The following is a 26,102-nucleotide window of genomic DNA, read 5'->3' as shown; positions in this document are numbered from 1 at the left end:
AATGATTCGTTTGGACTTACAGTTCTTTGCGGGTGAAAAGACAGAAAAGGCCACTCCGAAGAAACGACAAGATTCCCGTAAGAAAGGACAGGTATTAAAGAGCCAGGATGTAACAACCGCAGTTGTCCTTCTCTTCGTATTCCTGTTCCTTTTTTTCGCTGCCGGCTTCATGCGTGACCGATTCTTCGTTTTCTTTACTCATTCATTCACAGAATCCATTTCAATAAAGTCATTGGATATCGAACAAACTATGATTCTTTATATAGATATGATTGTCCAAATGGCGTACATTCTTTTGTCGATTATGGCGGTTGCTGTCATTGCCGGCATCGCAGGAAATTTAATGCAATTCGGATTGCTTTTTACTGCTGAACCTATGAAATTCGATTTGAAGAAAATTGATCCGATTAAAGGTTTGAAAAGGATATTTTCCATAAGAGCTCTCGTTGAATTGTTAAAATCATTGTTGAAAATATCGTTCATCGGTTCAGTAACGACATTCCTACTAATGACAAACATCGAAAAAGTGTTAGGTCTTGCGTTCAAGACACCGCACGACACATTGGTCACAGTCGGTCAATTGGTTACTTTAATGGGCATTATCGCCTCTTTTGTCCTTTTATTTATTTCGGTGTTGGATTATTTTTACCAAAAATTTGATTATGAGAAGAACTTGCGGATGTCTAAACAGGATATTAAGGATGAATATAAAAACACAGAAGGCGATCCGATCATTAAGTCGCGCATCAAACAGCGGCAAAGGGAAATGGCGATGCGAAGGATGATGCAGGAAGTGCCTCAAGCAGATGTGGTCATCACGAATCCGACCCATTTTGCTATCGCTTTGAAATATGATGACGAAAAAATGGATGCGCCTGTCGTTATTGCAAAGGGAGCTGACTTCGTCGCACAAAAGATCAAGTTGATTGCGAAAGAGCATAATATTGTCATGGTCGAAAACCGGCCACTTGCTAGGGCAATGTACGATGATGTGGAAATCGGAGATCGGATACCAGACCAGTTTTTCAAGGCGGTTGCTGAAGTGTTGGCTTATGTTTATCGCATTCAACGAAAGATTTAAGTACATTATGAGAAAGTGGGGATGACATGCAATTTAAAGATATCGGAGTGTTAGCAGCAGTCATTATGATTGTCGCCATGCTCGTCATCCCATTACCGCCTTGGCTTCTAAGCTTTTTAATTATCATTAATATCACGCTTGCATTATTGGTCCTTATGACATCGATGAATATGCAGGAAGCATTGCAATTTTCGATATTTCCATCTTTGCTTTTGTTATTGACGTTATTCCGATTGGGCTTGAACGTCTCGACAACGCGTGCAATTCTTTCAGAAGGAGATGCAGGTGGCGTTGTTGACACTTTTGGTACGTTTGTTACCGGAGGAAATATTGTCGTCGGTCTGGTCGTCTTTGTCATTTTGATTATCATCCAATTCATCGTCATTACGAAAGGGTCAGAAAGGGTTTCGGAAGTAGCAGCCCGCTTTACGCTTGATGCGATGCCTGGTAAGCAGATGAGTATCGATGCCGATTTGAACGCAGGGATGATTTCAGAGGCAGAAGCAAGGAGCCGCCGAGAAAAGGTAAGTAATGAAGCCGATTTCTATGGTGCGATGGATGGGGCGACTAAATTTGTAAAGGGTGATGCCATCGCTGGGATCATCATCGTTATTATTAACTTGCTCGTAGGGATGATTATTGGCGTGGCGCAAATGGGTCTACCATTTGCCGAGGCGGCAACGACATTTTCTAAATTGACCGTCGGGGATGGGATTGTTTCACAAATTCCGGCTTTGCTCATTTCGACAGCTACAGGTATCGTCGTAACGCGTGCTGCATCCGAAGGAAATCTCGGTTCAGATATTACAAGACAGCTTTTAGGACAACCTAAGCTGCTCTATGTAACGGCAGCAACGGTCTTACTGCTAGGGCTATTTACGCCGATCAATGACATCTTGACGATTCCGATTGCTGCATTTTTAGCTATAGGGGCGTTCTTCATGTCAAGACAACCGGAAGAAGATCCGGAAGAACTGCTGGAAATGGAAGAAGAGGTTGAAACGGAAGGGATGAAGAGTCCTGAAAATGTTGTCAATCTATTGAATGTCGATCCGATCGAGTTTGAATTTGGTTATGGACTCATTCCTTTAGTCGATGCACAGCAAGGTGGGGATTTGCTTGATAGAGTCGTCATGATTCGAAGGCAGCTCGCTCTTGAATTAGGTCTTGTCATACCAGTCGTACGGATACGGGATAATATTCAATTGCAACCAAATGAGTATCGTATCAAGATTAAGGGAAATGAGTTGGCAAGAGGCGAACTACTCCTGGATCATTATCTTGCGATGAGTCCGGGCGGCGATGATTCGATTGTCGGAATCGATACAATCGAGCCTTCGTTCGGTCTTCCTGCAAAATGGATTACGGAAGATGTAAAGGAAGATGCGGAAATTATGGGATATACAGTCGTTGATCCACCAAGCGTTGTTTCGACCCATCTCACAGAAGTCATTCGGGCGAATGCCGCAGATCTGATTGGACGACAAGAAACGAAACAGCTTGTCGATCATGTCCGTGAGACATATCCGATCTTAGTGGATGAACTGACACCGACACCTCTTTCTATCGGTGAAATCCAAAAAGTGTTGGCGAAATTGCTGAATGAAAGTGTCTCTATCCGGAATTTGCCGATCATTTTTGAAACATTGGCCGACTACTCGAAGTACACATCCGATATTGATTTGCTGACGGAGTATGTACGCCAATCGCTTGCAAGACAAATTACTGCGCAATATTCGTCCGGAGTCGATGCATTAAAAGTATTGACCGTTTCAGGGAAAGTCGAAAAATTGATAGCGGATCATATCCAGCAGACCGAGCAAGGGAATTATTTGTCGATTGACCCTTCACATTCCCAAGAAATATTAGAGTCAATCGCTAGAGAAGTCGAAAGAGTCGCTTTGATGGACCAATCGCCTGTCATTCTGTGCTCGCCAGCTATCCGAATGTATTTAAGGCAAATAACGGAGCGATATTTCCCGCAAATCCCTGTTTTATCTTACAATGAGCTCGAAGCTTCAATTGAAGTCCAAAGTGTCGGGGTGGTGGATATCTGATGAAAATGAAAAAATATACAGCCGACACAATGGTGGAGGCAATGAAGAAAGTGAGAGCTGATTTTGGGGATGATGCAATCATTCTTAGCTCGAATGTTATCACTTCCAAAGGATTCCTCGGTTTTTTCCAAAAAAAATCGGTTGAAGTCGTAGCCGGTTTCGATGAGCCGGCCATAATACCGACAGAGCCTGCATTCATTACGAAACAGGCATCCATATCTGTGGAGTCAAAGAATGATGAGGAAATTAAGAATGAAATGAATGAAATGAAAAGGCTGCTTCAAGAAATGAAGCAGTCCGTTTCTTTCTCCAATTTCCCGGACGAACTGAAGCCGTTGCTTACCTATTTAGAGAATCAGGACTTGTCAAAAAAACTCGTCTTCCAGGTCGGCAATGAAATCTTTGGACAGATGAAGGAGAAAAAGAAGGATTTCTCAAAAGAAGAGCAATTGCAAATTGCTAAGGCCGTCTTGGCGAAAGAATTCTCGGAATTGCCTTTCGGCGGAATTACATTTTCTAAGAGATTCATCAACGTGCTCGGTCCGACCGGTGTCGGGAAGACGACAACGATCGCTAAAATCGCTGCAAGAGCGCTATTGGAACATAAAAAGAAAATCGGCTTCATTACGACTGATACATATCGGATAGCTGCAATTGAACAATTACGTACATATGCGAATCTATTGCAAGCTCCCGTTGAAATTGCCTATAACAGCAAAGATTTTGAAGATGCGATCATGAAGATGAAAGATCTGGATCTAATTTTCATTGATACGGCCGGCCGAAATTATAAAGAAATGAAGTATGTAGACGATTTAAAGCGACTGATCGACTTTTCACTAGATATGGAATCTTTCCTTGTGTTATCTGTCACTTCGAAGGAAGAAGATATGAAGACAATCATCGATAGGTTTACTTCTTTTCCAGTCGAAAAATTCATTTTTACAAAAGTGGATGAAACGGGATCGATCGGTCCTATGTTCAATTTGATGAAACAATACGAGATTGGAACCGCTTATTACACAGATGGACAGGAAGTTCCGGAAGATATAGTTGAAGCGGATGTAGACAAAATGCTCAACTTGTTATTGGCAGGTGCTAAACATGCGTGACCAAGCGGAAGCACTTCGGTTGAAAATGTTGCAGGCTCAAGGCAGCTTGGCCAAATCCATTGCAATTGTCAGTGGAAAAGGGGGAGTGGGCAAGTCGAATTTTACGACGAATTTCGCCCACTCCTTACGTGTAAAAGGAAAAAAAGTTATCGTTGTCGATATGGACATCGGAATGGGCAACATCCATATTTTACTTGGAGTCGCACCAAAATATAGCTTGAAAGATTACTTGACCGGTCAACAATCTCTCGAAAATATTATTAATACAGACGAGCTTGGCCTTACATTCATTTCAGGAGGCTCAGGGTTGGACTCTGTGCTTGATTGGTCGGAGAATATGTTCGATAGACTGCTCGCAGCATTTGAGCAGTTGCAGAAGGAGTACGATTTCATCCTTTTCGATATGGGGGCAGGAGCAACGCAACGTTCCATTGAATTGATCATTGCAGTTGATGAAGTAATCGTCATTTCAACGACTGAGCCTACATCTATTACTGATGCTTACTCCATGATGAAGTTCATCTGCTTAAAGGATCCGGAAAAGAAATTCAGCATCGTCAGCAACCGGGTGACTAAACACGATGACGGCAATGACGCAGTAACCCGTTTACAATATGCAATGCGAAAATTCCTTGATAAAGAAACGTCGATATTAGGATTTTTACCGGAAGACGCCGCTGTCCATAAAGCGGTAGTCGCGCAAAAACCATTTTTACTACTATTTCCGAACGCTCTAATTTCAAAAAGAATGACTGCAATCGCAGATGAATTTGTTATTGTAGATCGAAACAAAGAAAAGGACGATACCGGGTTCCTTAAAAAGTTGAAAGGGATTTTCTTGAAAGGGCGTGAATGAATTGGGATTCGGCACTGTGAAAAAAGTGCTTGTAGTTGATGATTCCGCGTTTATGCGAAAACTAATTTCAGAAATGCTTTCGAAACATCCGCTGCTTGAAGTCGTTGGTATAGCGCGCAATGGGAAAGATGCTGTTGAGAAGGTTGTTGAGCTTCGTCCAGACGTCGTTACGCTGGATATCGAGATGCCGCTCATGAATGGGCTTGAAGCTTTGAAACAAATCATGAAAAGGCAACCGACTCCGGTCGTCATGCTTTCAAGCACAACCGAAATTGGTGCAGAAAACACAATGAATGCAATGGAGTATGGAGCAGTTGATTTTGTAGCTAAACCAGGAGGAGCCATTTCACTCAATTTACATGATGTTGAACAGGAAATCGTTACGAAAGTTGTAGCTGCAACGAAAGTCAAAATCTCAACTCTTGTAAAACAACCGATAGAACGAGCAGTGGAGCGAGTACAATTAGTACAAAGAGATATTCCTAACAAAGAGACAACCATTCGGCCTATCTCGTCATTAACTACATTGCAAGATAAAAAGATTTCCAAAGTGCTAGAGACTTTTGTTATAATAGGTACATCGACAGGGGGACCTCGGGCATTGCAAGAAGTGCTTACACGGTTGCCATCTGATCTAAATGCCCCAATTCTGATCGTCCAACATATGCCGCCAGGTTTTACGAAGTCATTAGCCCAAAGATTGGATGGCTTAAGTGAAATACGGGTGAAGGAAGCCGAGGATGGAGAACCTCTCTTGAAAGGCGTCGCCTATATCGCTCCTGGCGGAAAGCATTTGAAATTCGAAAAATGCCCGACAGGTTATTGTGTCCGGCTTGATGATATGGAATCGCCGAGAATGGGCCACCGCCCATCCGTCGACGTCCTGCTTGAGTCAGCTGCTTCCATCCGAGAATTGCAGTATGTAACTGCTATCATGACGGGAATGGGGCATGACGGCAGGGAAGGCATGCAACAACTAAAAACCGCTTGTAAAACGATTACGATAGCGGAATCTGAAAAGACGTCCGTTGTATACGGCATGCCTAAAGCGATCAAAGAAGCCGGTTTGGCCGACCAGGTCGTTGATGTACAATACATTGCAGAAGCAATTACGGAAATCTTACATTCTTGAGGGGGCGTCATTATGGATACGAATCAATACCTTGAAATGTTTCTCGAGGAAAGCAAAGAGCATCTTCAAGCGTGCAATGAGCATTTATTAGAATTGGAAAAAAACCCAGAGGACTTGGCGATTGTCAATGAAGTATTCCGATCCGCCCATACATTAAAAGGGATGTCAGCCACGATGGGTTATGAAGATATTGCCGACTTGACACATAAGATGGAAAATGTGTTAGACGCTATCCGAAACTCGAAAATTAGTGTGACTACAGAAATACTAGACATCGTCTTCCAAGCTGTTGATTATTTGGAAGAAATGGTGATGGATATTGAAGCTGGCGGGACCGGTAAAAAGGATGTACAGGAGCTCGTTTCCGCGTTAAATAACATCGAAGCAGGACAACCACCTATCGCTGCTCCGAAAATGGAGACAGCTGCTTCTGTAGAGGCAGTTGAACCGCAAAAGGCACAAGAAGCACCAAAGCTTCAATATGATGATTATGAATTGACGGTAATTGGTCAATCACAAGAACAAGGCTTCCATGCATTTGAAATATCGGTCACACTTCGGGAAGATTGCTTGCTTAAAGCTGCGAGAGTTTTCATGGTTTTCGAGATTCTAGAGAAATCAGGAGAAATCGTCAAAACTAAACCTTCCGTTGAACAGTTGGAAAACGAGGATTTCGATGAAACGTTTACAGTAGTCCTCATTACAAATGAAGATGCGAGCTCACTCGAAGCGAAAGTGATGAAAGTGTCTGAAGTGGATCATGTTGAAATCCGTCCTATTACTGACACATCTCATCCAAAGAGCGATTTGCCTGATGTGATTGAAGTCGTACCTGAAGTAGTAGTCCCGAAAGATAGCGGGAAGAGCGACGCATCTGCTAAAAAAGGTCGCCGTGCAACGAATGCACATAGTGCGAACAAGACAATTCGCGTCAATATCGACCGGTTGGACATACTTATGAACCTTTTTGAAGAATTGGTTATCGATAGGGGACGCTTGCAATCAATCGCAAGTGAATTACATAATCCCGATTTGAACGAAACCGTCGAACGGATGACTCGCGTATCTGGTGATCTTCAAAACATCATCCTGAATATGCGTATGATTCCTGTAGAAACAGTATTCAACCGCTTCCCGAAAATGGTTCGTCAACTTGCACGTGATCTCAATAAAAAGATAAACCTTGAAATCATCGGTGCGGAAACTGAGTTGGATCGGACAGTAATCGATGAAATAGGAGATCCTCTCGTACATTTGATCAGAAATGCATTGGATCATGGCATCGAGAGTCCGGAAGAGCGTCTAGCTAAAGGAAAGCCAGAAGAAGGCACAGTCACTTTAAGAGCTTATCATTCCGGCAATCATGTATTTATAGAGCTTGAAGACGATGGTGCAGGCATCAACAAGGATAGGGTCTTGCAGAAGGCGCTTGAAAGAGGCGTCGTCACGGAAGAGGCGGCTGCCACTCTGACTGATCGACAGATTTCAGAGCTCATTTTATCATCCGGATTTTCTACAGCTGAAAAAATCACGGATGTATCCGGTCGCGGAGTTGGTCTGGATGTCGTGAAAAGCACTATAGAATCACTTGGCGGCTATATTACAATTGATTCTAAGGAAGGGCAAGGCTCCCTTTTCCAAGTTCAATTGCCGTTGACGTTATCGATTATTTCGGTGATGCTCGTTAATTTGGATAAAGATATTTATGCAATCCCGCTATCATCGATCATTGAAACAGCTATCATTCAAACTTCCGATATTTTGAATGCTCATAACCAAAAAGTGATTGATTTCAGAGGAAGCATCGTTCCGCTCGTCAATTTGAAAGATATTTTCGAGATGAGAGACGGGTCGGAAATGGAGGAATACCAATCGGTCGTCATCGTTCGTAAAGGCGATAAGATGGCTGGTCTCGTTGTAGATTCCTTCATAGGACAACAAGAAATCGTATTGAAATCGCTTGGCAATTATCTTCAAAGTGTCTTTGCCATATCTGGCGCTACAATTTTAGGGAACGGCCAAGTTGCGCTTATCGTGGATTGCAATGCATTGATCAAATAGGCGGGAGGGGAAAAGCATGGCTGAAACAATTGAAAGCAGTAAAGAAATGAAAGTGATCGTGTTCCAGTTAATGGATAAAGAATATGCCGTTGGTGTAGATGTTGTCGAGTCGATTGAAAAACTCATCTCGATTACGAGAGTTCCGAAAACACCTTCATATATAAAGGGCGTTATTAACTTAAGAGGAGTTGTCACTCCGATTGTCGATTTGCGAGAACGCTTCGGCATTGAAGTGAAAACTTTAGATGACAGCAGCAGAATCATCATCGTTTCATTGGAGGAGTTTGAGGTGGGACTCATCGTAGATGCAGCGAATGATGTAATTGATATTCCGGTTGATTCCATCGAACCGCAGCCCGAAGTCGTTGGTTCCATCGAATCCGAATTCATTTCGGGAGTTGCCAAAGTAGAGAAACGACTATTAGTCATGTTGAATTTAGAAAAAGTGCTGCAGCCTGTGAAACGGGTGACGACAGATGAAATCTGATCACCAGATTACCGATATGCATCTTGACGTGCTAAAGGAAATTGGAAATATCGGAGCAGCTCATGCCGCAACTTCCTTATCACAATTGCTTGGTAGGAAAATTGATATGCTCGTTCCGAAAGTGTCACTCGTTTCCTTCGATGAAATGTTTGATCTGGCAGGGGGCGCTGAGCGGATTGTGGCAGGCATTTACTTAAGAATCCAAGGAGACTTATCCGGGAGCATGTTCTTTGTCTTGCCGATCGATTCTGCGAACGAGTTCATCCGCAGATTAATCGGCGACGAGACGTTCAACTTCCATGCAGTACCAATTCCAGAAATGGGCATTTCGGCAATGCAGGAGCTTGGCAATATTTTATCTGGATCCTATTTGTCCGCCTTATCGGATTTTACAGGATTGAAAGTCCATCCAACAGTTCCATCATTGAGTGTTGATATGGTCGGGGCCATTGTCAGTTTTGGACTTATAGAAGTATCGCATTTTAGCGATGAGGTCATCGTTATCGATACGCGCATCGAAGAGGAAGGCGATAACGGACATTCGAGTGTGGACGGGCATTTCTTTTTGCTTCCTGATCCGGAATCTTATATAACGATTTTCCGATCGTTAGGTGTACTGTAATCATGTTGAAAACAGTAGTGAGAGTCGGAATCGCCGATATGAATATCGTTCATGCGCCGGACACAATCCGGACGTCCGGTTTAGGGTCATGCGTAGGTGTTGTACTTTATGACGAATCAAAGAAGATTGCCGGACTCCTGCATGTTATGCTTCCCGATTCGAGTCTTGGAAGATCGCATAGTATAAATGTAGCTAAATTTGCGGATACCGGTATTTATTCATTAATGGAAATGCTGAAGTCGGAAGGGGTTCGCCCTTTATCCTTAAAAGCAAAAATTGCTGGAGGCGCCCAAATGTTTCAATTTGGCTCCAGCGATTCCATCCGCATCGGTCCGCGTAATGTCGAAGCTGTCAAAAAAGAGCTCGTCCGACTGTCTATTCCAATAGTTGCGGAAGACACGGGCGGTTCGAGCGGCAGGACAATCGAATTCGATCCGTCGACGAGCGCATTAAGCATCCGGACAGTCAATTTCGGAACGAAGGAAATTTGAAGCAGTATCAATAGGCATAAACGTAGCAGAGCGACTGAACGGTTCAGTCGCTATTTTTTGTCGAAATTTGCTATAATAGAAATTATATAATTTCTCGTTTTGACGGAAACATCATGGAAGGTGAGGGATTCGATGTCCAAAGAGGATCTGACGGGAGAAGATGCATGTTGGAAACTATGGTTAACTGATCGGGATCCCGATGCCGGCGATAGACTTGTCCGGAAGTATACTCCTCTCGTCAATTACCATGTGCAACGAATCAGCTCGGGCTTGCCGCGGAATGTATCAAGGGATGAGATTATGAGTCTGGGACTACAAGGTCTATTCGACGCATTAACGAAATTCGATCCGGGCAGGGATTTGAAATTTGACACGTACGCTTCCTTTAGGATCCGCGGATCAATCATAGATGGTTTGCGTAAGGAAGACTGGCTTCCCCGATCCTCCCGAGAAAGGTCGAAAAAGCTTGAGGAAGAAATCGGCAAGTTGGAGCAGAAATTACTGCGTCATGCAACTCCCGAAGAGATTGCTGAACATCTTGGCGTTACCGTAGAGGAAGTATATCAGACAGTGCATGAACACTATTTTTCGAATGTACTTTCTATGGACGAGCGTATGAATGATGACGAAGAGGAAGGGCAGAAAACATTTGTCCTTAAGGACGATCACGAGCGCACTCCTGAACAGCAAATCGTCATGGGAGAGCTCGTCGGTGATTTAGCATCGAAAATTAAAGAATTGAATCATAATGAACAATTGGTAATAAATTTGTTTTACACAGAAGAGATGACATTGACTGAGATTGGGGAAATCTTGAATTTATCAACTTCTAGAATTTCTCAGATCCATTCAAAAGCGCTATTCAAATTGCGAAAATTATTGTTGCCGGAAATTGTTGATGGAGGGATTTTATGAGCCTGAAAGGAATCGAACTCCAAATTGCCATCCCTAAAACGTTTGAAGCAGGGAGAATGCAGGAACAGAAACAACAGCAAACGCAGCTCAACCAAGATCAGGCACAGCTCCAAAACGAAAAAGAGACATTAAAAAACCGGGAAAGTGTCCGGCACTCCGAGAAATACGCCAAAACAGATAAAGATTCAAAAGGCAAAAACGAAGACAGAAATCAAAAAGAAAAAGAACATCAACATAAGGAAGAGGAAAAGAAGACAGTACACCCTTACAAAGGGTCGATTGTCGACTTTACAGGATGATGGACATGCAAACGGTATTTTTATTATTTTTATTCATTTTACAAGTGATCGGTTTTTATTTCATTGCATTGCTATACATGAAAGTTTCGAAATTCAATAATTTAGAGAAGAAGCAGCAGAAGCTGATGGTGGAGATGGATGATGCGATCGGCGCCTACTTATCTGAATTGAAAGAGGAAAACGAACGGCTTATTGCTATCATTGAAAAACGGCAAGAAAATGACAAACGAAATGAAAATGCGCATGAAGGCCGTCGACAAGAGCCTGAACAGCAAGCGGAAAGAAAGGAATTCACCGTCGTCACGCCAAGTTATCCCATGAAAGCGGCGATGAAATCATACCAGACGTCACCGACAGTAAAAGATAGCAAATTATCCAAGCAAACACCCAAAGTGCAAGAAATGGATAGTCGAACGCTCGCCATTCAGATGTATGATGAGGGGAAGCCAATCGAAGAAATCGCAAAAAAGCTCGGAAAAGGGAAAACCGAAGTGGAATTGCTGCTGAAATTCAGATGAAGTGAGTTGCAATCCGATTATCAGTATGGTATATTATCAAATGGTGTTACTACACACGTATGTGGATGATCGGAAAAGGTGCCGAAAGGTCATTCCGTCGCATGAAACATACGGAGGAATATAACCAAATTGGAGGAAAAACAAATGTCAGTAATCTCAATGAAACAACTGCTTGAAGCAGGTGTACATTTCGGACACCAAACTCGTCGTTGGAACCCGAAAATGAAAAAGTATATTTTCGTTGAACGTAACGGAATCTACATCATCGATCTTCAAAAGACGGTGAAAAAACTAGAAGAAGCTTATGACTTCATGCGTCAAGTTGGTGCGGAAGGCGGAAAAGTACTATTTGTTGGTACTAAGAAGCAAGCACAAGATGCAATCAAAGAAGAAGCTGAGCGTGCAGGAATGTACTACATCAACCAACGTTGGCTTGGTGGTACACTTACAAACTTCGGTACGATCCAAAAACGTGTTGCACGTATGAAAAAGATCGAAACGATGGAAGAGGACGGTACATTTGCTGTACTTCCTAAAAAAGAAGTTTCTGAACTTAGAAAAGAGCACGAACGTCTTGTGAAATTCCTTGGCGGTATCCGTGATATGAAATCATTGCCTGACGTCATCTTCGTTGTTGACCCTCGTAAAGAGCGCATCGCTGTGGCAGAAGCAATCAAATTGAACATTCCACTCGTCGGTATTGTTGACACGAACTGTGATCCGGACGAAATCGACTATGTCATTCCTGCGAATGACGATGCAATCCGTGCGGTTCGTCTACTTACTAGCAAAATGGCAGATGCATTGATCGAATCAAGACAAGGCGCTGATGAAGAAGTGTCTGAAGAAGCGACTGAAACGGCAGCTGCAGAGTAATAGTAGTAATAAAAAAGACGATAAGCGGCCAACCCCCTTATCGTCTTTTTTACAGATTAGGTTTTGTTAGATTTCAATGTTGATATTAGCACGCTTCGTTGATTGAAGCGAAAGCCGTAACGTAGAACGGCTTTTGCGAGTAAAAGCAAAGCGTTACGAGCAGAATCAAATCAACAATATTGATGAACAACTCCAACATTGTCGTCTCAAATCACTCATACAGGAGGAACTAACAATGGCAATTACAGCACAAATGGTAAAAGAACTGCGTGAAAAAACTGGCGCAGGTATGATGGACTGCAAAAAAGCACTTACTGAAGTAAATGGTGACATGGATGCAGCAGTAGACTTCCTTCGTGAAAAAGGTCTATCAAGCGCAGCTAAAAAAGCTGACCGCATCGCTGCAGAAGGTACAACTGACATCATCGTCAACGGTAACGACGCTGTCATCTTCGAAGTAAACGCTGAAACAGACTTCGTTGCGAAAAACGAAGCGTTCCAAGCTCTTGTAAAAGAACTTGGTGAACACCTTCTTGCAACTAAACCAGCAACAATCGAAGAAGCAACTGAATCGAAAATGGAAAACGGCCTTACTGTCGCTGACCACATTTCCAATGCAGTTTCTAAAATCGGTGAGAAAATCACTCTTCGCCGCTTTGAAATCAAAACAAAAACGGACAACGATGCATTCGGTCCTTACCTTCACATGGGCGGCCGCATTGCGGTATTGACAATCCTAGAAGGTTCTACAGACTCCGATGCAGCTAAAGATGTAGCAATGCACATCGCAGCTATGAACCCACAATACATTTCTCGTGATGAAGTGTCTGAGGAAGAAGTAGAGCGCGAGCGCAAAGTTCTTACTGAGCAAGCGTTGAACGAAGGCAAGCCTGAAAATATCGTTGCAAAAATGGTTGAAGGCCGTCTTGGAAAATACTTCGAAGATATTTGTGTACTTGACCAAGCATTCGTTAAAAACTCTGATCAAAAAGTACGCGATTTCGTTAAATCTACAGGTGGAACTTTGAAAGAATTCGTTCGTTTCGCAGTAGGCGAAGGAATCGAAAAACGCGAAGACAACTTTGCTGACGAAGTCATGAGCCAAGTAAAAGGTAACTGATTAGATATAAAGATCAATTAGGGGACACAACTTTGTGTTCCCTATTTTTCGAGAAAACACAGTAGACGGAGGGTACATATGGGCGTCCCAAAATATAAAAGAATTGTCTTGAAGCTTAGCGGCGAGGCGCTTGCGGGTGATAAAGGCTACGGTCTTTCACCGGCAATCATTAAAACTGTTGCTGAACAAGTGAAAGAAGTTGTCGACCTTGGAGTAGAAGTTGCGGTCGTAGTTGGTGGAGGAAACATTTGGCGAGGGAAAGTCGGAAGTGAGATGGGCATGGACAGAACAACTGCCGATTATATGGGTATGCTCGCCACAGTCATGAATTCATTAGCTCTTCAGGACGCTCTTGAAAAATTAGACGTTGAAACACGTGTATCGTCATCGATCGATATGCGGCAAGTAGCGGAGCCGTATATTCGCAGAAAAGCGATTCGTCATTTGGAGAAAAAGCGAGTCGTCATCTTTGCTGCTGGAACAGGAAATCCTTATTTCTCAACTGATACGACTGCTGCGCTTAGAGCTGCAGAAATCGAAGCAGACGTCATTTTAATGGCGAAAAATAATGTGGACGGAGTCTATTCAGCAGATCCGTTAAAAGATGAGAATGCAGTGAAATATACGGAATTGACTTACTTGGAAGTGATCAGCCAAGGACTTGAAGTCATGGATTCCACTGCTTCAACCCTATGTATGGACAATGATATCCCTCTCGTAGTATTCTCAATTATGGATAATGGAAATATTAAAAAGGCCGTGCTCGGTGAACCAATCGGTACGGTTGTGAGGAGGAATGGGTAAATGCCGAAAGCGATAATGGACCAAACGAAAGATAGAATGGATAAAGCGATCGGGTCTTTCACAAGACAACTCGCGTCCATTCGTGCAGGACGAGCGAACGCTTCATTGCTTGATCGGATTACAGTACTTTATTACGGAGCTCCGACGCCGCTCAACCAAATGGCAGGTATTTCTGTGCCAGAAGCGAGACTGATGGTCATCCAACCATATGATAAAACGACTTTAGGTGATATTGAAAAAACGATATTGAAATCGGATATCGGTATCACTCCTTCCAATGATGGATCGGTCATCCGTTTGGCAGTCCCCGCATTAACGGAAGAACGCCGTAAGGAATTGGTGAAAGAAGTCAAAAAAGAAGCGGAAGACTCCAAAGTGGCAATTCGCAACATTCGTCGGGATGCAAATGACGAGTTGAAAAAGCTTGAAAAGAATGGGGACATCACTGAGGATGAATTACGCCGTGAAGGTGATGACATCCAAAAATTGACTGATTCCTATATCGTTAAAATTGATGAGATTGCCAAAGACAAAGAAAACGAAATTTTGGAGATCTGATCAAAGAACTTTCTATACATTGGGGCGTCCTACTTTCAGGACGTCTTTTTTTCTGACCGTATATCATCCGTTTTACCGAATGATAAATATTTCACCATACGGCAAGCATAATCTAAAAGGACAGTATTTGTTTTCTATTAATAGATGAAAGAAATGTTTAGTGAGGATTGGAGCAAAAGCGTAGCGTTACGAGCACAGGATAGGATGCCTTAATTTCTGCAAAGGATGCAGGAATACGGCAAATCGAACCCTTCGTTGTTGATTGGCTCACGGACCGTCCGCGGAAAGCGTCCGCCTGTAGCGAAAGCCGTGACGAAGAACGGTTTTTTGCGACCAAAAGCGATAGCGTTAGGAGCACCGGTCCCTGACGGAAATACAGCAATCAGGTTCAAAGGTTAATTAACCTATATTTAGCTGTATTAAATGAAATTTATCGGCTGATTTGATACGATAGACTAGGTACTTGCTCAAAAAGCAGGCGAGTGGAGGAAACGGAATGCTAGATAAACTGTTACGGAAAAAAACTGTAGAGAATGGACCGTCAATTTCCGACAGGCTAATGAAAGTCAAAAGTAGAACAATCCCTTCACACGTCGCCATCATCATGGATGGGAACGGCAGATGGGCAAGACGACGCAGTTTACCTCGGATTGCCGGACATCATGAAGGAATGAAAACTGTTCGGAAAATCACCAGGATTGCAAATGACATAGGCATCAAAGTCTTGACATTGTACGCTTTTTCAACAGAAAACTGGAAACGGCCCAAAATGGAAATTGACTTTCTCATGAAACTGCCGGGAGAGTTCCTGACAACATACTTACCCGAATTGATCGAGCAAAACGTCAGGGTAGAAATGATCGGCAACTTCGATGCACTGCCGCCACATACGAAAGAAGCAATAGTTAAAGCGATAGAGGCCACTTCAAATAATGATGGACTCATTCTAAATTTCGCGATGAACTATGGCAGTCGCCTCGAAATGGCGAAAGCAGTAAAAGAAATTGCACAATTAGCCGTCGACAACGAAATAGCAATTGAAGAGATTGACGAATCATTAATCGAGTCACACCTTATGACATCTCACTTGCCCGAACCGGATTTACTCATCCGTACGAGCGGCGAAGTGCGATTGTCGAATTTCATGCTTTGGCAGCTAGCTTATTCGGAATTTTCCTTTACAGAGGTTCTCTGGCCGGACTTCGATGAATCATGCATGTTAAGTGCAATCGAAGAATTCCAAATGCGCAACCGAAGATTTGGAAGTGTGGAAGGGGATAAAGGAAATTGAAACAGAGAATTATAACAGCGCTCGTCGCATTGGCCATTTTTTTTCCACTTGTGATTATTGGCGGACTTCCATTTACAATCGCGATTTATATTATCGCTTCAGTCGGCTTATATGAATTGCTGCGCATGAAGGATATACGTATTTTTTCTTTCGAGGGCATTCTCGTCTGGATTGCACTTGCGATTTTATTAATACCTTCAAAGTGGACTGTGGAATTTCAACAGTGGATTGGCTATACGAAAATCGAAATAATGTTTGCACTTATTCTTATTTTATTGATCTATACTGTCATTTCAAAAAACAAGTTCACTTTTGACCATGCGGCTTTCACGGCATTCAGTGCATTATACGTCGGCATCGGATTTTTCTATTTAATAGAGACTCGTTTTTATGGATTCGAGTACGTATTCTATGCACTTTTAGTCATTTGGACAACAGATTCAGGTGCATACTTTGTTGGGAGAAAGATTGGCAAACGGAAGTTATGGCCGGAAATTTCCCCGAATAAGACAGTAGAAGGATTTGTCGGCGGAATCGTATGTGCCGTCTTGTTTGCATGTGTGTTCCAAATCTTTTATCCAATCGCAAACACCTATTTGACGCTGATTATTATAACAATTATCGCCTCGGTTGTCGGACAGTTGGGGGATTTAGTCGAGTCAGCATTAAAGAGGCATTTTGGAGTGAAGGATTCCGGGAATATTATGCCGGGACATGGAGGAATTCTAGATCGTTTCGATAGTCTCCTTTTCGTGTTGCCGCTCATTCATTTTTTACACCTAGTCGGTTAATGGAAAGGAAGTTAAACATATTATGACGAAAAAAATAAGTCTTCTCGGTGCGACGGGATCGATCGGGATACAGACTCTCGATATAATTCAATCAAACAAAGAGCAATTTAAACTCGTATCTTTTTCTGCTGGGATGAATATTGGTAAAGTGAGGGAAATTACAGCGCAATTCCGTCCGGAACTTGTATCTGTCATGCATAAAGAGGACGCAGAATCATTGCAATCAGAATTTCCGGAAACACGATTTGTATATGGAAAAGAAGGTCTCATTGAAGTTGCGGCACAGACGCGCGCGGACATGCTCGTCAATGCTGTGATTGGAAGCGTCGGACTAGAGCCTACTATGAGAGCTATCCAAGAAGGCATCACAATTGCCATCGCGAACAAAGAGACACTTGTAGCAGCTGGTGATATCGTCATGGAAGAAGCGAAAAAACGGAATGTCACACTTCTACCTGTCGATAGTGAACACTCGGCACTCTTTCAGTCATTAAACGGTGAAAATCCGAAACGAGTTTCCCGTCTGATTTTGACGGCATCAGGCGGTAGTTTCAGGAATTTGACGAGAGACCAATTGCAAAGCGTAACCGTAGAGCAGGCATTAGCTCATCCGAATTGGTCCATGGGCAATAAATTGACGATCGATTCCGCAACTATGATGAATAAAGGACTTGAAGTGATTGAGGCGCATCATTTATTCAACATGCCGTACAACAAGATCGATTGCTTATTGCACAAGGAAAGCATCATCCACTCCATGGTTGAATTTGAAGATACGAGTGTCATGGCGCAACTTGGTTCACCTGATATGCGGGTACCGATCCAATATGCAATGACGTATCCGGATCGTATTCCGATGCAAAATGCAAAACCGCTCCGTCTAGAGGAAATAAGCACACTTCACTTTGAAAAGATGGATTTCGAAAGGTTCAAAGCACTTGCTCTCGCTTATGAGGCAGGTAAGGAAGGCGGCACAATGCCGACAGTAATGAACGCTGCAAATGAAGTGGCGGTCCAATTGTTCATGCAAGGAAAGATTCCTTTCCTTCAAATCGAGGAGATTGTGGAACGGATGATGGACAATCATCAGTCGATTTCCGCTCCGAATTTGGAAGCGATATTGGAAACCGATTCAATTACACGTAAAATGGTGTATGATATGGTGAAATGAGTAGTTCATAATCCGGCCGATTGGGCCAGTTAAGGTGGTTTTTTATGGAAACCGTTATTGCGTTTATTATCATATTTGGTTCTCTTGTCTTTTTTCATGAGTTAGGGCATTTCCTCTTCGCAAAAAAGGCTGGAATTATGGTGCGCGAATTCGCAATCGGCATGGGGCCAAAAATATTTGCATATAGGAAAAAAGAGACTCTTTATACACTCCGTATTCTTCCGATAGGCGGGTATGTGAGAATGGCAGGCGATGATATCGACACAGTCGAATTGCAACCTGGTTATCGCGTTGGAGTCATTTTGAACGATGATGATAAAATCGAAAAAATCTATTTGAATCGCGATGTATCAAATCCGAACGTTCTGTTTTTAGAAACGGAAACTGCTGATTTAAGCAAAGAACTTTTCATCGAAGGTTATGATGAAGATGGAAATCTAATGAAATACGAGGTTTCCCGCAATGCAGTCATCTATGAAAAGGGGCAGGAAACGCTAATTGCTCCATATGATCGCCAATTTGATTCAAAACCATTGGGAAGTCGGGCAATGGCTATTTTTGCAGGACCCCTCTTCAATTTCATTCTTGCTTTCTTCATCTTTTTAGCGATCGGCCTTTTGCATGGAATTCCTACAAATGAGCCGATTATTAAGGAAGTAATCGATGATAGCCCTGCTTACGCTGCTGGAATGCAAGCAGGTGACTATGTTAAGGAAGTGGACGGCAAGCCAATCGTAAGCTGGCAAGAATTCACTGAGACAATCCAGAAAAACCCTGGTGAAAATCTTCAATTGAAGGTCGAGAGAGCAGGAGAATTAGTGACGTTAGCCGTCGTTCCTGAAACATTGGTTGACGCTGGACAGAAATTTGGACAAATCGGTGTTATGTACGAAAGTCCATTAGAAAAAAATGCATTAAAAGCATTTGCCTTTGGAGCGGAGCAGACATTTAGCTGGATGAAAAGAATTTTCGAGCTGCTAGGTATGCTCGTTACCGGTAAGTTTACAATTGACGCATTAAGCGGTCCTGTCGGCATTTATAAAGCGACCGAGACAGTTGCACAATGGGGTGTGTTCTCCCTCATGAACTGGGCTGCCGTATTGAGCATCAACTTAGGGATCATGAACCTTTTACCTTTACCTGCATTGGATGGTGGTAGACTGCTCTTCTTCCTATTTGAAGGAGTACGCGGCAAACCGATCGACAAGCAAAAAGAAGGCATGGTCCACTTCGTAGGCATCATGTTGCTAATGGTCCTAATGCTCGTCGTCACCTGGAATGACATACAAAAATTCTTCTTCTAAAATCATCACAAATATGATGTAAGGAGAACAATTTATTCGTTCCATTGGTCTTCAGTTGATTGGAGTGGAAGGCGGCGACTCCATCGAAAGCCGTTACGAAGAACGGCTTTTGCGAGCAAAAGTGAAGCGTTGCGAGCAGTAAAGCGTCCGCCTGGAACGGAAAGCAACTGTTTATTAATATTTAATAGAAATTCGAGGTGAAAGCTTTCATGAAACAATCACGGACATTCATCCCGACAATGCGTGAAATACCAACGGATGCCGATATCATCTCTCACCAACTTCTGCTAAGAGCAGGATATATCCGCCAACATATGAGCGGCGTCTATTCCTTCCTTCCATTAGCGAAAAAAGTGATTCGTAAAATTGAGAACATCATCAGAGAAGAGATGGACGCAATAGACGCTGTTGAAATGTTCATGCCGACATTGCAGTCATCCGATCTTTGGGAAGAGACAGGCAGATGGAATACGTACGGCTCCGAACTCTTCAGGATTAACGATCGCCACGATCGCCAAATGGCTCTTGGCCCTACTCATGAAGAAGTCGTTACATCGCTCGTCAGAGATGAAATAAAATCCTATAAGAAACTGCCGCTGACGGTCTATCAAATCCAAACGAAGTTCAGAGATGAGAAGCGGCCAAGATTCGGACTGCTTCGCGGCAGGGAATTTATCATGAAAGACGCTTATTCATTTCATTCAACAAACGATAGTTTGGAAGAAAAATACAATGAAATGATGCAAGCATACTCGAATATCTTCTCGAGACTCGGCTTGGATTACCGTGCTGTCATTGCTGATGGCGGAACAATCGGAGGCAAAGGTACTCATGAATTCATGGCCTTGTCCGATATTGGGGAAGATACGATCGCTTATAGTGATTCTTCCCCATATGCAGCCAATATCGAAATGGCTGAAGTCAATGTAGAATATGAAACGCCTAAAGAAACATTGAAAGAGATTATGAAAGTCGATACGCCAGGACAGAAGACAATATCGGAAGTAGCGAATTTCTTAAACGTTGAACCTTCAAAAGTAATCAAGACGCTTATTTTCAAAGCGGATGATAAACTGATTGTCGTTCTATCACGAGGCGATCATGATATCAACGAGATTAAGTTGAAAAATGCTATACACGCTAATGATATTAGTCTTGCCACAGAAATAGAGATTGAAGAAATGCTTGCATGCAAAGCAGGTTCGATTGGTCCTGTCAAATTGCCACTTGATTTGAAAGTCTACGCAGACTATGCTGTTGAAAAGGTCGTAAACGGCGTTTGCGGCGCAAATGAAGACGGCTATCACTTAGTGAACGTGAATCCGGAACGTGATTTTGCAATCGATCGTTTTTTGGACTTGCGATTCATCAAAGAAGGAGATCCGTCGCCTGATGGAAATGGAACGATTCGGTTTGCCAAAGGGATTGAACTCGGCCATATCTTTAAATTGGGAACAGTTTATAGTGAGCCGATGAAAGCGACATACCTCGATGAAAACGGCAAAGCTCAACCGTACCTTATGGGTTGCTATGGCATTGGAGTTTCTCGGATCTTGTCTGCTCTTGCAGAGCAATACAATGATGCGAATGGGTTAAAATTGCCGAAGCAGCTGTCTCCCTATGACATACATCTTGTGACTATCAATATGAAGGATGAGGCGCAAGTAAAATTGTCGGAGGAGCTTTATCATTTATTGAAATCGTACCGGTATGACATTTTACATGATGACCGTGACGAAAGAGCGGGTGTGAAATTCACGGATGCCGATCTTATTGGATTGCCAGTTCGACTTACAATTGGCAAGAAAGCGCAAGAAGGTATCGTTGAAGTGAAATTTAGAGAGACTGGCGAAACGGTTGAATGGCAAAAAGAAGAAGTGACTGAAAAGCTGCAAGCCTTTTTTAGTTAAAAAATAAGTGGTAAGGAGGGGAGGCCGAAATCGGCACTTCCCTTCTTTTCACTGTACGAAACGGGGGTATACATATGGATGCGAAAGTTAATTTGCTCACGTTGTTGCAACAGATTGGATTGACGGATGATCAAACGGTCTCCTATTTTGAGCAAGGAACATTGGAACGAGTAGATATTCATCGCAAATCGAGAATTTGGCAATTCAATGTTGAGCTTGAAAAGACGTTGCCTGTTGCCGTCTATCAGTTATTCCAACAAAGAATGCGGGAAGCCTTTACGTCCATAGCAACGGTACGCCTTCAAATTAAAGTACGGGCGACAGAAGGTAATCCCGAGTTGATCGTCGGCTATTGGCCACATGTAATTGAAGAAATGAGGGATATGTCACCTCCAATCCGCGAAAGGCTCATTAGTCAACAGCCTGTACTCGTTGGTGAGAAGATGACATTGACTTGTGCGAATGACTTTGAACGGCAAACAATGAAAAATAAGTATGGGCCACTTATCGCCGGAGTATATGAAACTTTCGGCTTTCCTTCGATGGCTGTTGAATTCACGATTAATGAAGGTGCAGAAGACAACGAGGCGGAAATACTAGCATTTATGGCACAGAAAAAAGCTGAAGAAGAAGAGTACGCGAAAAACGCCTTAGCCAACCTTCAGAAAATGGAAGCAATGAAGAAGGAGAACGGAGATGTCGGCAACAGACCATTTGTCTTAGGTGTTCCAATTAAACCTGATGAACCGATCGTCGGTATCCAAACGATTCAAGATGAGGAAAGACGCATTACGATTGAAGGCTACGTGTTCGATACAGAAGTAAGGGAATTGAGAAGCGGTCGTTCATTACTGACAATGAAAGTTACCGATTATACCGATTCCATTTTAGTAAAAATGTTCTCTAGGGATAACGAAGATGCGGAGCTCATGAAAACATTGAAAAAAGGCGCATGGGTCCGTGCTCGAGGCAGCATACAGAACGACACATTTGTGCGGGATCTTATCATGATGGCTCAAGATATTATGGAAATCACTCCAATTATCCGGAAAGACAATGCTCCTGAAGATCGCAAACGGATTGAATTGCATGCCCATACGATGATGAGCCAGATGGATGCAGTGACATCAGCATCGGCATTAGTCGCACAAGCGGCAAAATGGGGACATCCGGCGATTGCAATTACCGATCATGCAAACGTCCAGTCATTTCCTGAAGCATATGCAGCAGGCAAAAAGAACGGCATAAAAGTATTATTCGGCTTAGAGGCAAACTTGGTAGATGATGGGGTGCCGATCGTATATGACGAGCAGCATCGACACCTTGAAGATGATACATTTGTCGTATTTGACGTAGAGACGACCGGCTTGTCTGCTGTCTACGACACAATTATAGAGTTGGCTGCGGTCAAAGTAGTGAATGGTGAGATTAAAGAGAGGTTTGAAAGGTTTGCGAACCCACATCACCCTCTGTCTTCGACAACGACCGAACTGACAGGCATTACGGATGATATGGTGAAGGACGCACCTGAAGTGTCGGAAGTGATAAAAGACTTCAAGGAATTTATTGGTGATGCAATCCTTGTCGCGCATAACGCATCATTCGATATGGGCTTCTTTTACGAAGCAAGCAAGAAGGCGGGGCTGCACGATAAAAGCTATCCGGTCATCGATACGCTCGAGTTGGCACGTTTCTTATATCCGGAAATGCGGAATCACCGATTAAATACGTTAGCCAAGAAGTTCGATATTGAACTGACACAGCATCACCGCGCGATTTACGATACAGAAGCAACGGCATATTTATTCATTCGTCTTATGAAAGATGCGGCAACGGAAAAAGGAATCGAATACTTGGACGATTTCAATAAGAATATCGGGGAAGGGGATGCTTATAAAAGGTCTAGGCCATCCCACTGCACATTGCTTGCAACGGATGATGAAGGCTTGAAAAACCTTTTCAAACTCGTCTCCATTTCCCATATGGAATACTTTTATAGAGTCCCGCGTATTCCGCGCTCTTTATTGATGAAGTATCGAAAAGGGCTTCTCGTCGGCTCGGGATGTGACAAAGGGGAAGTCTTTGAAGGTTTAATGCAGAAGTCGATGGAAGAGGTCGAGGAAATTGCAGGATTTTACGATTACCTTGAACTTCATCCGAAACCTGCCTACTCCCATCTAATTGAACTGGAATTGGTCAGGGATGAATGGAATTTGGAAGATATTATGCGGAAGATGATCAAGCTCGGGAAAAAAGTCGGGCTTCCTGTCTGTGCAACAGGGAATGTCCACTATATCGACGAGACAGACGCCATGTATCGTCAAGTGCTTGTCCGTTCTCAAGGCGGCGCTAACCCTATGAATCGTCATTCCTTGCCTGAAGTTCATTTCCGGACGACTGACGATATGCTCGAGCACTTCTCGTTTTTAGGCGAAGAAGTTGCTGAACAAATTGTCATCGACAATCCGCAGGCGATTGCGGACCGTGTCGGAGATGTGAAAGTAATTAAAGATGATCTGTATACGCCTACGATTGTCGGAGCGGATGATGAAGTTAGGGATCTCACTTATTCAATGGCACGCAGCATTTACGGTGAACAGCTTCCTGAAATAATTGAAGCGCGGATCGAGAAGGAATTGAAATCGATCATCGACAATGGCTTTGCCGTCATTTATCTCATTTCACATAAGCTCGTAAAGAAATCATTGGATGACGGTTATCTTGTCGGTTCCCGTGGATCAGTCGGCTCTTCCCTCGTCGCAACGATGATGGAAATTACGGAAGTAAACCCGATGCCTCCGCATTATGTATGTCCATCATGCAAGACGTCCGAGTTCTTTGACGACGGTTCAGTCGGCTCCGGTTTTGACTTGCCGGACAAGGCGTGTCCGTCTTGCGGGACGATGTTCAAAAAAGATGGACAGGATATACCATTCGAAACCTTCCTCGGATTCAATGGAGATAAAGTTCCGGATATCGATTTGAACTTCAGTGGAGAGTACCAAGCACATGCACATAACTACACGAAAGAGCTTTTCGGAGAGGACTTTGTGTATCGTGCGGGAACGATTGGCACAGTTGCCGAAAAGACTGCGTACGGCTATGTCCGCGGATATATGAATGATAATAACCTTCATTTGCGCGGTGCGGAAATTGACAGACTCGTCCAAGGTTGTACGGGCGTCAAGAGGAATACCGGGCAGCATCCAGGCGGAATCATCGTTGTCCCGGACAATATGGAGATATTTGATTTTACACCGATTCAATTCCCGGCAGATGATACAGCCTCAAGCTGGCGGACGACGCATTTTGACTTCCATTCAATTGATAATAACCTTTTGAAGCTGGACATACTGGGTCACGATGATCCGACGATGATCAAAATGCTCGAAGACCTTTCGGGGATCGACCCGAAAACGATTCCGCCGGATGACGATGGAGTTATGGCGCTGTTTAGCGGGACTTCGTCATTAGGTGTCACGGAAGAACAGATCGATTGCAAGACGGGAACTTTAGGTGTGCCTGAATTCGGTACTCGTTTCGTACGGCAAATGCTTGAGGAAACGAAGCCATCGACATTTTCAGAGCTCATCCAAATTTCCGGCCTTTCCCACGGGACGGACGTCTGGCTTGGAAATGCCCAAGAGCTCATCCAAAATAAAATCTGTCAATTATCCGATGTAATCGGCTGCCGTGATGATATTATGGTTTACTTGATATACCAAGGGCTTGAGCCGTCGATGGCCTTTAAAATAATGGAATCGGTCCGGAAGGGGAAAGGTTTGACGCCTGAATTCGAAGAAGAGATGAAGGCGAATGATGTACCTGGCTGGTATATTGATTCATGTAAAAAGATCAAATATATGTTCCCGAAGGCGCACGCCGCCGCTTATGTTCTTATGGCTCTACGGATCGCTTATTTCAAGGTGCACCATCCGATCATGTATTATGCAGCCTATTTCACTGTCCGTGCGACCGATTATGATCTTGCGACAATGACGAAAGGCAATGCTTCCATCCGTGCGAAAATCAAAGAGATTAACGACAAAGGTTTAGAAGCATCACCTAAAGAGAAAAACTTGCTTACAGTACTTGAGATTTCATTGGAAATGGTTGAGCGGGGCTTTACATTCGCGAAGCCAGATCTATACAAATCCTCTGCATCCGAATTCATTATCGATGGCAATCAATTGATACCGCCGTTCGATGCCATTCCTTCCCTAGGGACAAACGTCGCCAAAGCGATCGTCGAAGCCCGTCAGGATGGTATCTTCTTATCGAAAGAAGATTTGCAACAGCGGGGAAGAGTCTCGAAAACGGTCATTGAATATATGGATTCGTTAGGCTGCTTGGAAGGCATGCCAGATTCAAACCAACTTTCTCTTTTCTAATCGATGTGTCAATTGGAAACAGCAATCATTTGGCGTCGTCTGGACTCCGTGCGCCAGGAGCTCGGGTCATAAGTCAAAGCTAAAGCCGTCACGAAGAACGGCTTTTGCGAGTAAAAGCGTAGCGTTACGAGCAGCGCAGCATCTTCGCCTTATGCCTGTCGCCCCTTGGCAAGCGCCCTCCGCTTTTGCACATCATTTGCAATGATGCCCAGTAGATGGTATAATTGGTGCAACTTTTGCTATATGTCTTGCGAA

The 26,102-nt window shown here is 43.4% G+C and carries 22 protein-coding genes; all 22 read left to right on the top strand.

The window, feature by feature from the left end:
- Window position 1 precedes the first annotated feature (1 nt).
- The 22 genes from flhB (at window position 2) to AC0L13_RS10980 (ending at window position 25,847) form a co-directional block, all read left to right on the top strand.
- Entirely contained in the window at window positions 2–1,081 is a 1,080-nt protein-coding gene (flhB, locus tag AC0L13_RS11085) for a flagellar biosynthesis protein FlhB (protein WP_473639552.1), read from the top strand.
- Between the two features lie 26 nt (window positions 1,082–1,107).
- Window positions 1,108–3,138 (top strand): flagellar biosynthesis protein FlhA, encoded by a 2,031-nt coding sequence (gene flhA, locus AC0L13_RS11080; protein ID WP_473639550.1) that lies wholly within the window; start codon window positions 1,108–1,110, stop codon window positions 3,136–3,138.
- The gene (flhF, locus tag AC0L13_RS11075; RefSeq protein ID WP_473639548.1) at window positions 3,138–4,250 is read left to right on the top strand and encodes a flagellar biosynthesis protein FlhF; all 1,113 of its coding nucleotides are present in this window, start codon (window positions 3,138–3,140) and stop codon (window positions 4,248–4,250) included. Before flhA ends, flhF begins: the two co-directional genes overlap by 1 nt.
- Window positions 4,243–5,106 carry a MinD/ParA family protein gene (locus AC0L13_RS11070; RefSeq protein ID WP_473639546.1) on the top strand — a complete coding sequence of 288 codons (864 nt, stop codon included), beginning with the start codon at window positions 4,243–4,245 and terminating at the stop codon, window positions 5,104–5,106. Before flhF ends, AC0L13_RS11070 begins: the two co-directional genes overlap by 8 nt.
- A 52-nt stretch (window positions 5,107–5,158) precedes the next feature.
- Entirely contained in the window at window positions 5,159–6,238 is a 1,080-nt protein-coding gene (locus AC0L13_RS11065; RefSeq protein ID WP_473646954.1) for a protein-glutamate methylesterase/protein-glutamine glutaminase, read from the top strand.
- A 12-nt stretch (window positions 6,239–6,250) separates the two neighbouring features.
- Window positions 6,251–8,299 (top strand): chemotaxis protein CheW, encoded by a 2,049-nt coding sequence (locus AC0L13_RS11060; protein ID WP_473639544.1) that lies wholly within the window; start codon window positions 6,251–6,253, stop codon window positions 8,297–8,299.
- A gap of 16 nt (window positions 8,300–8,315) precedes the next feature.
- Complete coding sequence (locus AC0L13_RS11055) at window positions 8,316–8,786, top strand: chemotaxis protein CheW (protein ID WP_473639542.1); 471 nt, start codon at window positions 8,316–8,318, stop codon at window positions 8,784–8,786.
- Window positions 8,776–9,408, top strand: a complete 633-nt coding sequence (locus tag AC0L13_RS11050) for a chemotaxis protein CheC (protein WP_473639540.1) — start codon at window positions 8,776–8,778, stop codon at window positions 9,406–9,408. The genes AC0L13_RS11055 and AC0L13_RS11050 overlap by 11 nt, the downstream gene beginning before the upstream one ends.
- Before the next feature lie 2 nt (window positions 9,409–9,410).
- Window positions 9,411–9,899, top strand: coding sequence for a chemotaxis protein CheD (locus tag AC0L13_RS11045; RefSeq protein WP_473639538.1), 489 nt, complete (start codon window positions 9,411–9,413; stop codon window positions 9,897–9,899).
- A 132-nt stretch (window positions 9,900–10,031) separates the two neighbouring features.
- Complete coding sequence (locus AC0L13_RS11040) at window positions 10,032–10,814, top strand: FliA/WhiG family RNA polymerase sigma factor (RefSeq protein ID WP_473639536.1); 783 nt, start codon at window positions 10,032–10,034, stop codon at window positions 10,812–10,814.
- A complete protein-coding gene (locus tag AC0L13_RS11035) occupies window positions 10,811–11,113 on the top strand; it encodes an RNA polymerase subunit sigma (protein ID WP_473639534.1) in 303 nt (100 codons plus the stop codon). The genes AC0L13_RS11040 and AC0L13_RS11035 overlap by 4 nt, the downstream gene beginning before the upstream one ends.
- Before the next feature lie 5 nt (window positions 11,114–11,118).
- The gene (locus tag AC0L13_RS11030) at window positions 11,119–11,631 is read left to right on the top strand and encodes a hypothetical protein (RefSeq protein ID WP_473639532.1); all 513 of its coding nucleotides are present in this window, start codon (window positions 11,119–11,121) and stop codon (window positions 11,629–11,631) included.
- Window positions 11,632–11,775: 144 nt separating this feature from the next.
- Entirely contained in the window at window positions 11,776–12,507 is a 732-nt protein-coding gene (gene rpsB, locus AC0L13_RS11025) for a 30S ribosomal protein S2 (RefSeq protein WP_440499499.1), read from the top strand.
- Window positions 12,508–12,742: 235 nt separating this feature from the next.
- Window positions 12,743–13,627: a translation elongation factor Ts gene (gene tsf / locus AC0L13_RS11020; RefSeq protein WP_473639530.1), complete on the top strand. Its 885-nt coding sequence runs from the start codon at window positions 12,743–12,745 to the stop codon at window positions 13,625–13,627.
- A 78-nt stretch (window positions 13,628–13,705) separates the two neighbouring features.
- Window positions 13,706–14,431: a UMP kinase gene (pyrH, locus tag AC0L13_RS11015; RefSeq protein ID WP_440499497.1), complete on the top strand. Its 726-nt coding sequence runs from the start codon at window positions 13,706–13,708 to the stop codon at window positions 14,429–14,431.
- Window positions 14,432–14,989: a ribosome recycling factor gene (gene frr, locus AC0L13_RS11010; RefSeq protein WP_473639528.1), complete on the top strand. Its 558-nt coding sequence runs from the start codon at window positions 14,432–14,434 to the stop codon at window positions 14,987–14,989.
- Between the two features lie 496 nt (window positions 14,990–15,485).
- On the top strand, window positions 15,486–16,280 hold the full coding sequence (locus AC0L13_RS11005) for an isoprenyl transferase (RefSeq protein WP_473639526.1): 795 nt from the start codon (window positions 15,486–15,488) through the stop codon (window positions 16,278–16,280).
- Window positions 16,277–17,071 (top strand): phosphatidate cytidylyltransferase, encoded by a 795-nt coding sequence (locus AC0L13_RS11000; protein WP_473639524.1) that lies wholly within the window; start codon window positions 16,277–16,279, stop codon window positions 17,069–17,071. The genes AC0L13_RS11005 and AC0L13_RS11000 overlap by 4 nt, the downstream gene beginning before the upstream one ends.
- 22 nt (window positions 17,072–17,093) lie before the next feature.
- Window positions 17,094–18,242, top strand: coding sequence for a 1-deoxy-D-xylulose-5-phosphate reductoisomerase (gene dxr, locus AC0L13_RS10995; protein ID WP_473639522.1), 1,149 nt, complete (start codon window positions 17,094–17,096; stop codon window positions 18,240–18,242).
- A gap of 44 nt (window positions 18,243–18,286) precedes the next feature.
- A complete protein-coding gene (gene rseP, locus AC0L13_RS10990) occupies window positions 18,287–19,546 on the top strand; it encodes an RIP metalloprotease RseP (RefSeq protein ID WP_473639520.1) in 1,260 nt (419 codons plus the stop codon).
- A gap of 209 nt (window positions 19,547–19,755) precedes the next feature.
- On the top strand, window positions 19,756–21,456 hold the full coding sequence (locus AC0L13_RS10985; protein WP_473639518.1) for a proline--tRNA ligase: 1,701 nt from the start codon (window positions 19,756–19,758) through the stop codon (window positions 21,454–21,456).
- A 74-nt stretch (window positions 21,457–21,530) separates the two neighbouring features.
- On the top strand, window positions 21,531–25,847 hold the full coding sequence (locus AC0L13_RS10980) for a PolC-type DNA polymerase III (protein WP_473639516.1): 4,317 nt from the start codon (window positions 21,531–21,533) through the stop codon (window positions 25,845–25,847).
- The last annotated feature ends 255 nt before the right edge of the window (window positions 25,848–26,102 follow it).

Source organism: Sporosarcina sp. QA0331, from assembly GCF_055808055.1.
The sequence above is the reverse complement of the archived record's forward strand: the minus strand, read 5'-3'. Positions and strand labels throughout refer to the sequence as shown.

Coding starts and splice junctions, on each gene's coding strand:
- AC0L13_RS10985 (WP_473639518.1), top strand. CDS start 19,756: ATGAAACAATCACGGACATTCATCCCGACAATGCGTGAAATACCAACG.
- AC0L13_RS11050 (WP_473639540.1), top strand. CDS start 8,776: ATGAAATCTGATCACCAGATTACCGATATGCATCTTGACGTGCTAAAG.
- AC0L13_RS11060 (WP_473639544.1), top strand. CDS start 6,251: ATGGATACGAATCAATACCTTGAAATGTTTCTCGAGGAAAGCAAAGAG.
- AC0L13_RS11045 (WP_473639538.1), top strand. CDS start 9,411: ATGTTGAAAACAGTAGTGAGAGTCGGAATCGCCGATATGAATATCGTT.
- flhF (WP_473639548.1), top strand. CDS start 3,138: ATGAAAATGAAAAAATATACAGCCGACACAATGGTGGAGGCAATGAAG.
- rpsB (WP_440499499.1), top strand. CDS start 11,776: ATGTCAGTAATCTCAATGAAACAACTGCTTGAAGCAGGTGTACATTTC.
- AC0L13_RS11070 (WP_473639546.1), top strand. CDS start 4,243: ATGCGTGACCAAGCGGAAGCACTTCGGTTGAAAATGTTGCAGGCTCAA.
- AC0L13_RS11065 (WP_473646954.1), top strand. CDS start 5,159: ATGCGAAAACTAATTTCAGAAATGCTTTCGAAACATCCGCTGCTTGAA.
- AC0L13_RS11055 (WP_473639542.1), top strand. CDS start 8,316: ATGGCTGAAACAATTGAAAGCAGTAAAGAAATGAAAGTGATCGTGTTC.
- AC0L13_RS11030 (WP_473639532.1), top strand. CDS start 11,119: ATGCAAACGGTATTTTTATTATTTTTATTCATTTTACAAGTGATCGGT.
- pyrH (WP_440499497.1), top strand. CDS start 13,706: ATGGGCGTCCCAAAATATAAAAGAATTGTCTTGAAGCTTAGCGGCGAG.
- AC0L13_RS11035 (WP_473639534.1), top strand. CDS start 10,811: ATGAGCCTGAAAGGAATCGAACTCCAAATTGCCATCCCTAAAACGTTT.
- AC0L13_RS10980 (WP_473639516.1), top strand. CDS start 21,531: ATGGATGCGAAAGTTAATTTGCTCACGTTGTTGCAACAGATTGGATTG.
- flhB (WP_473639552.1), top strand. CDS start 2: ATGATTCGTTTGGACTTACAGTTCTTTGCGGGTGAAAAGACAGAAAAG.
- dxr (WP_473639522.1), top strand. CDS start 17,094: ATGACGAAAAAAATAAGTCTTCTCGGTGCGACGGGATCGATCGGGATA.
- AC0L13_RS11005 (WP_473639526.1), top strand. CDS start 15,486: ATGCTAGATAAACTGTTACGGAAAAAAACTGTAGAGAATGGACCGTCA.
- tsf (WP_473639530.1), top strand. CDS start 12,743: ATGGCAATTACAGCACAAATGGTAAAAGAACTGCGTGAAAAAACTGGC.
- AC0L13_RS11040 (WP_473639536.1), top strand. CDS start 10,032: ATGTCCAAAGAGGATCTGACGGGAGAAGATGCATGTTGGAAACTATGG.
- flhA (WP_473639550.1), top strand. CDS start 1,108: ATGCAATTTAAAGATATCGGAGTGTTAGCAGCAGTCATTATGATTGTC.
- rseP (WP_473639520.1), top strand. CDS start 18,287: ATGGAAACCGTTATTGCGTTTATTATCATATTTGGTTCTCTTGTCTTT.
- frr (WP_473639528.1), top strand. CDS start 14,432: ATGCCGAAAGCGATAATGGACCAAACGAAAGATAGAATGGATAAAGCG.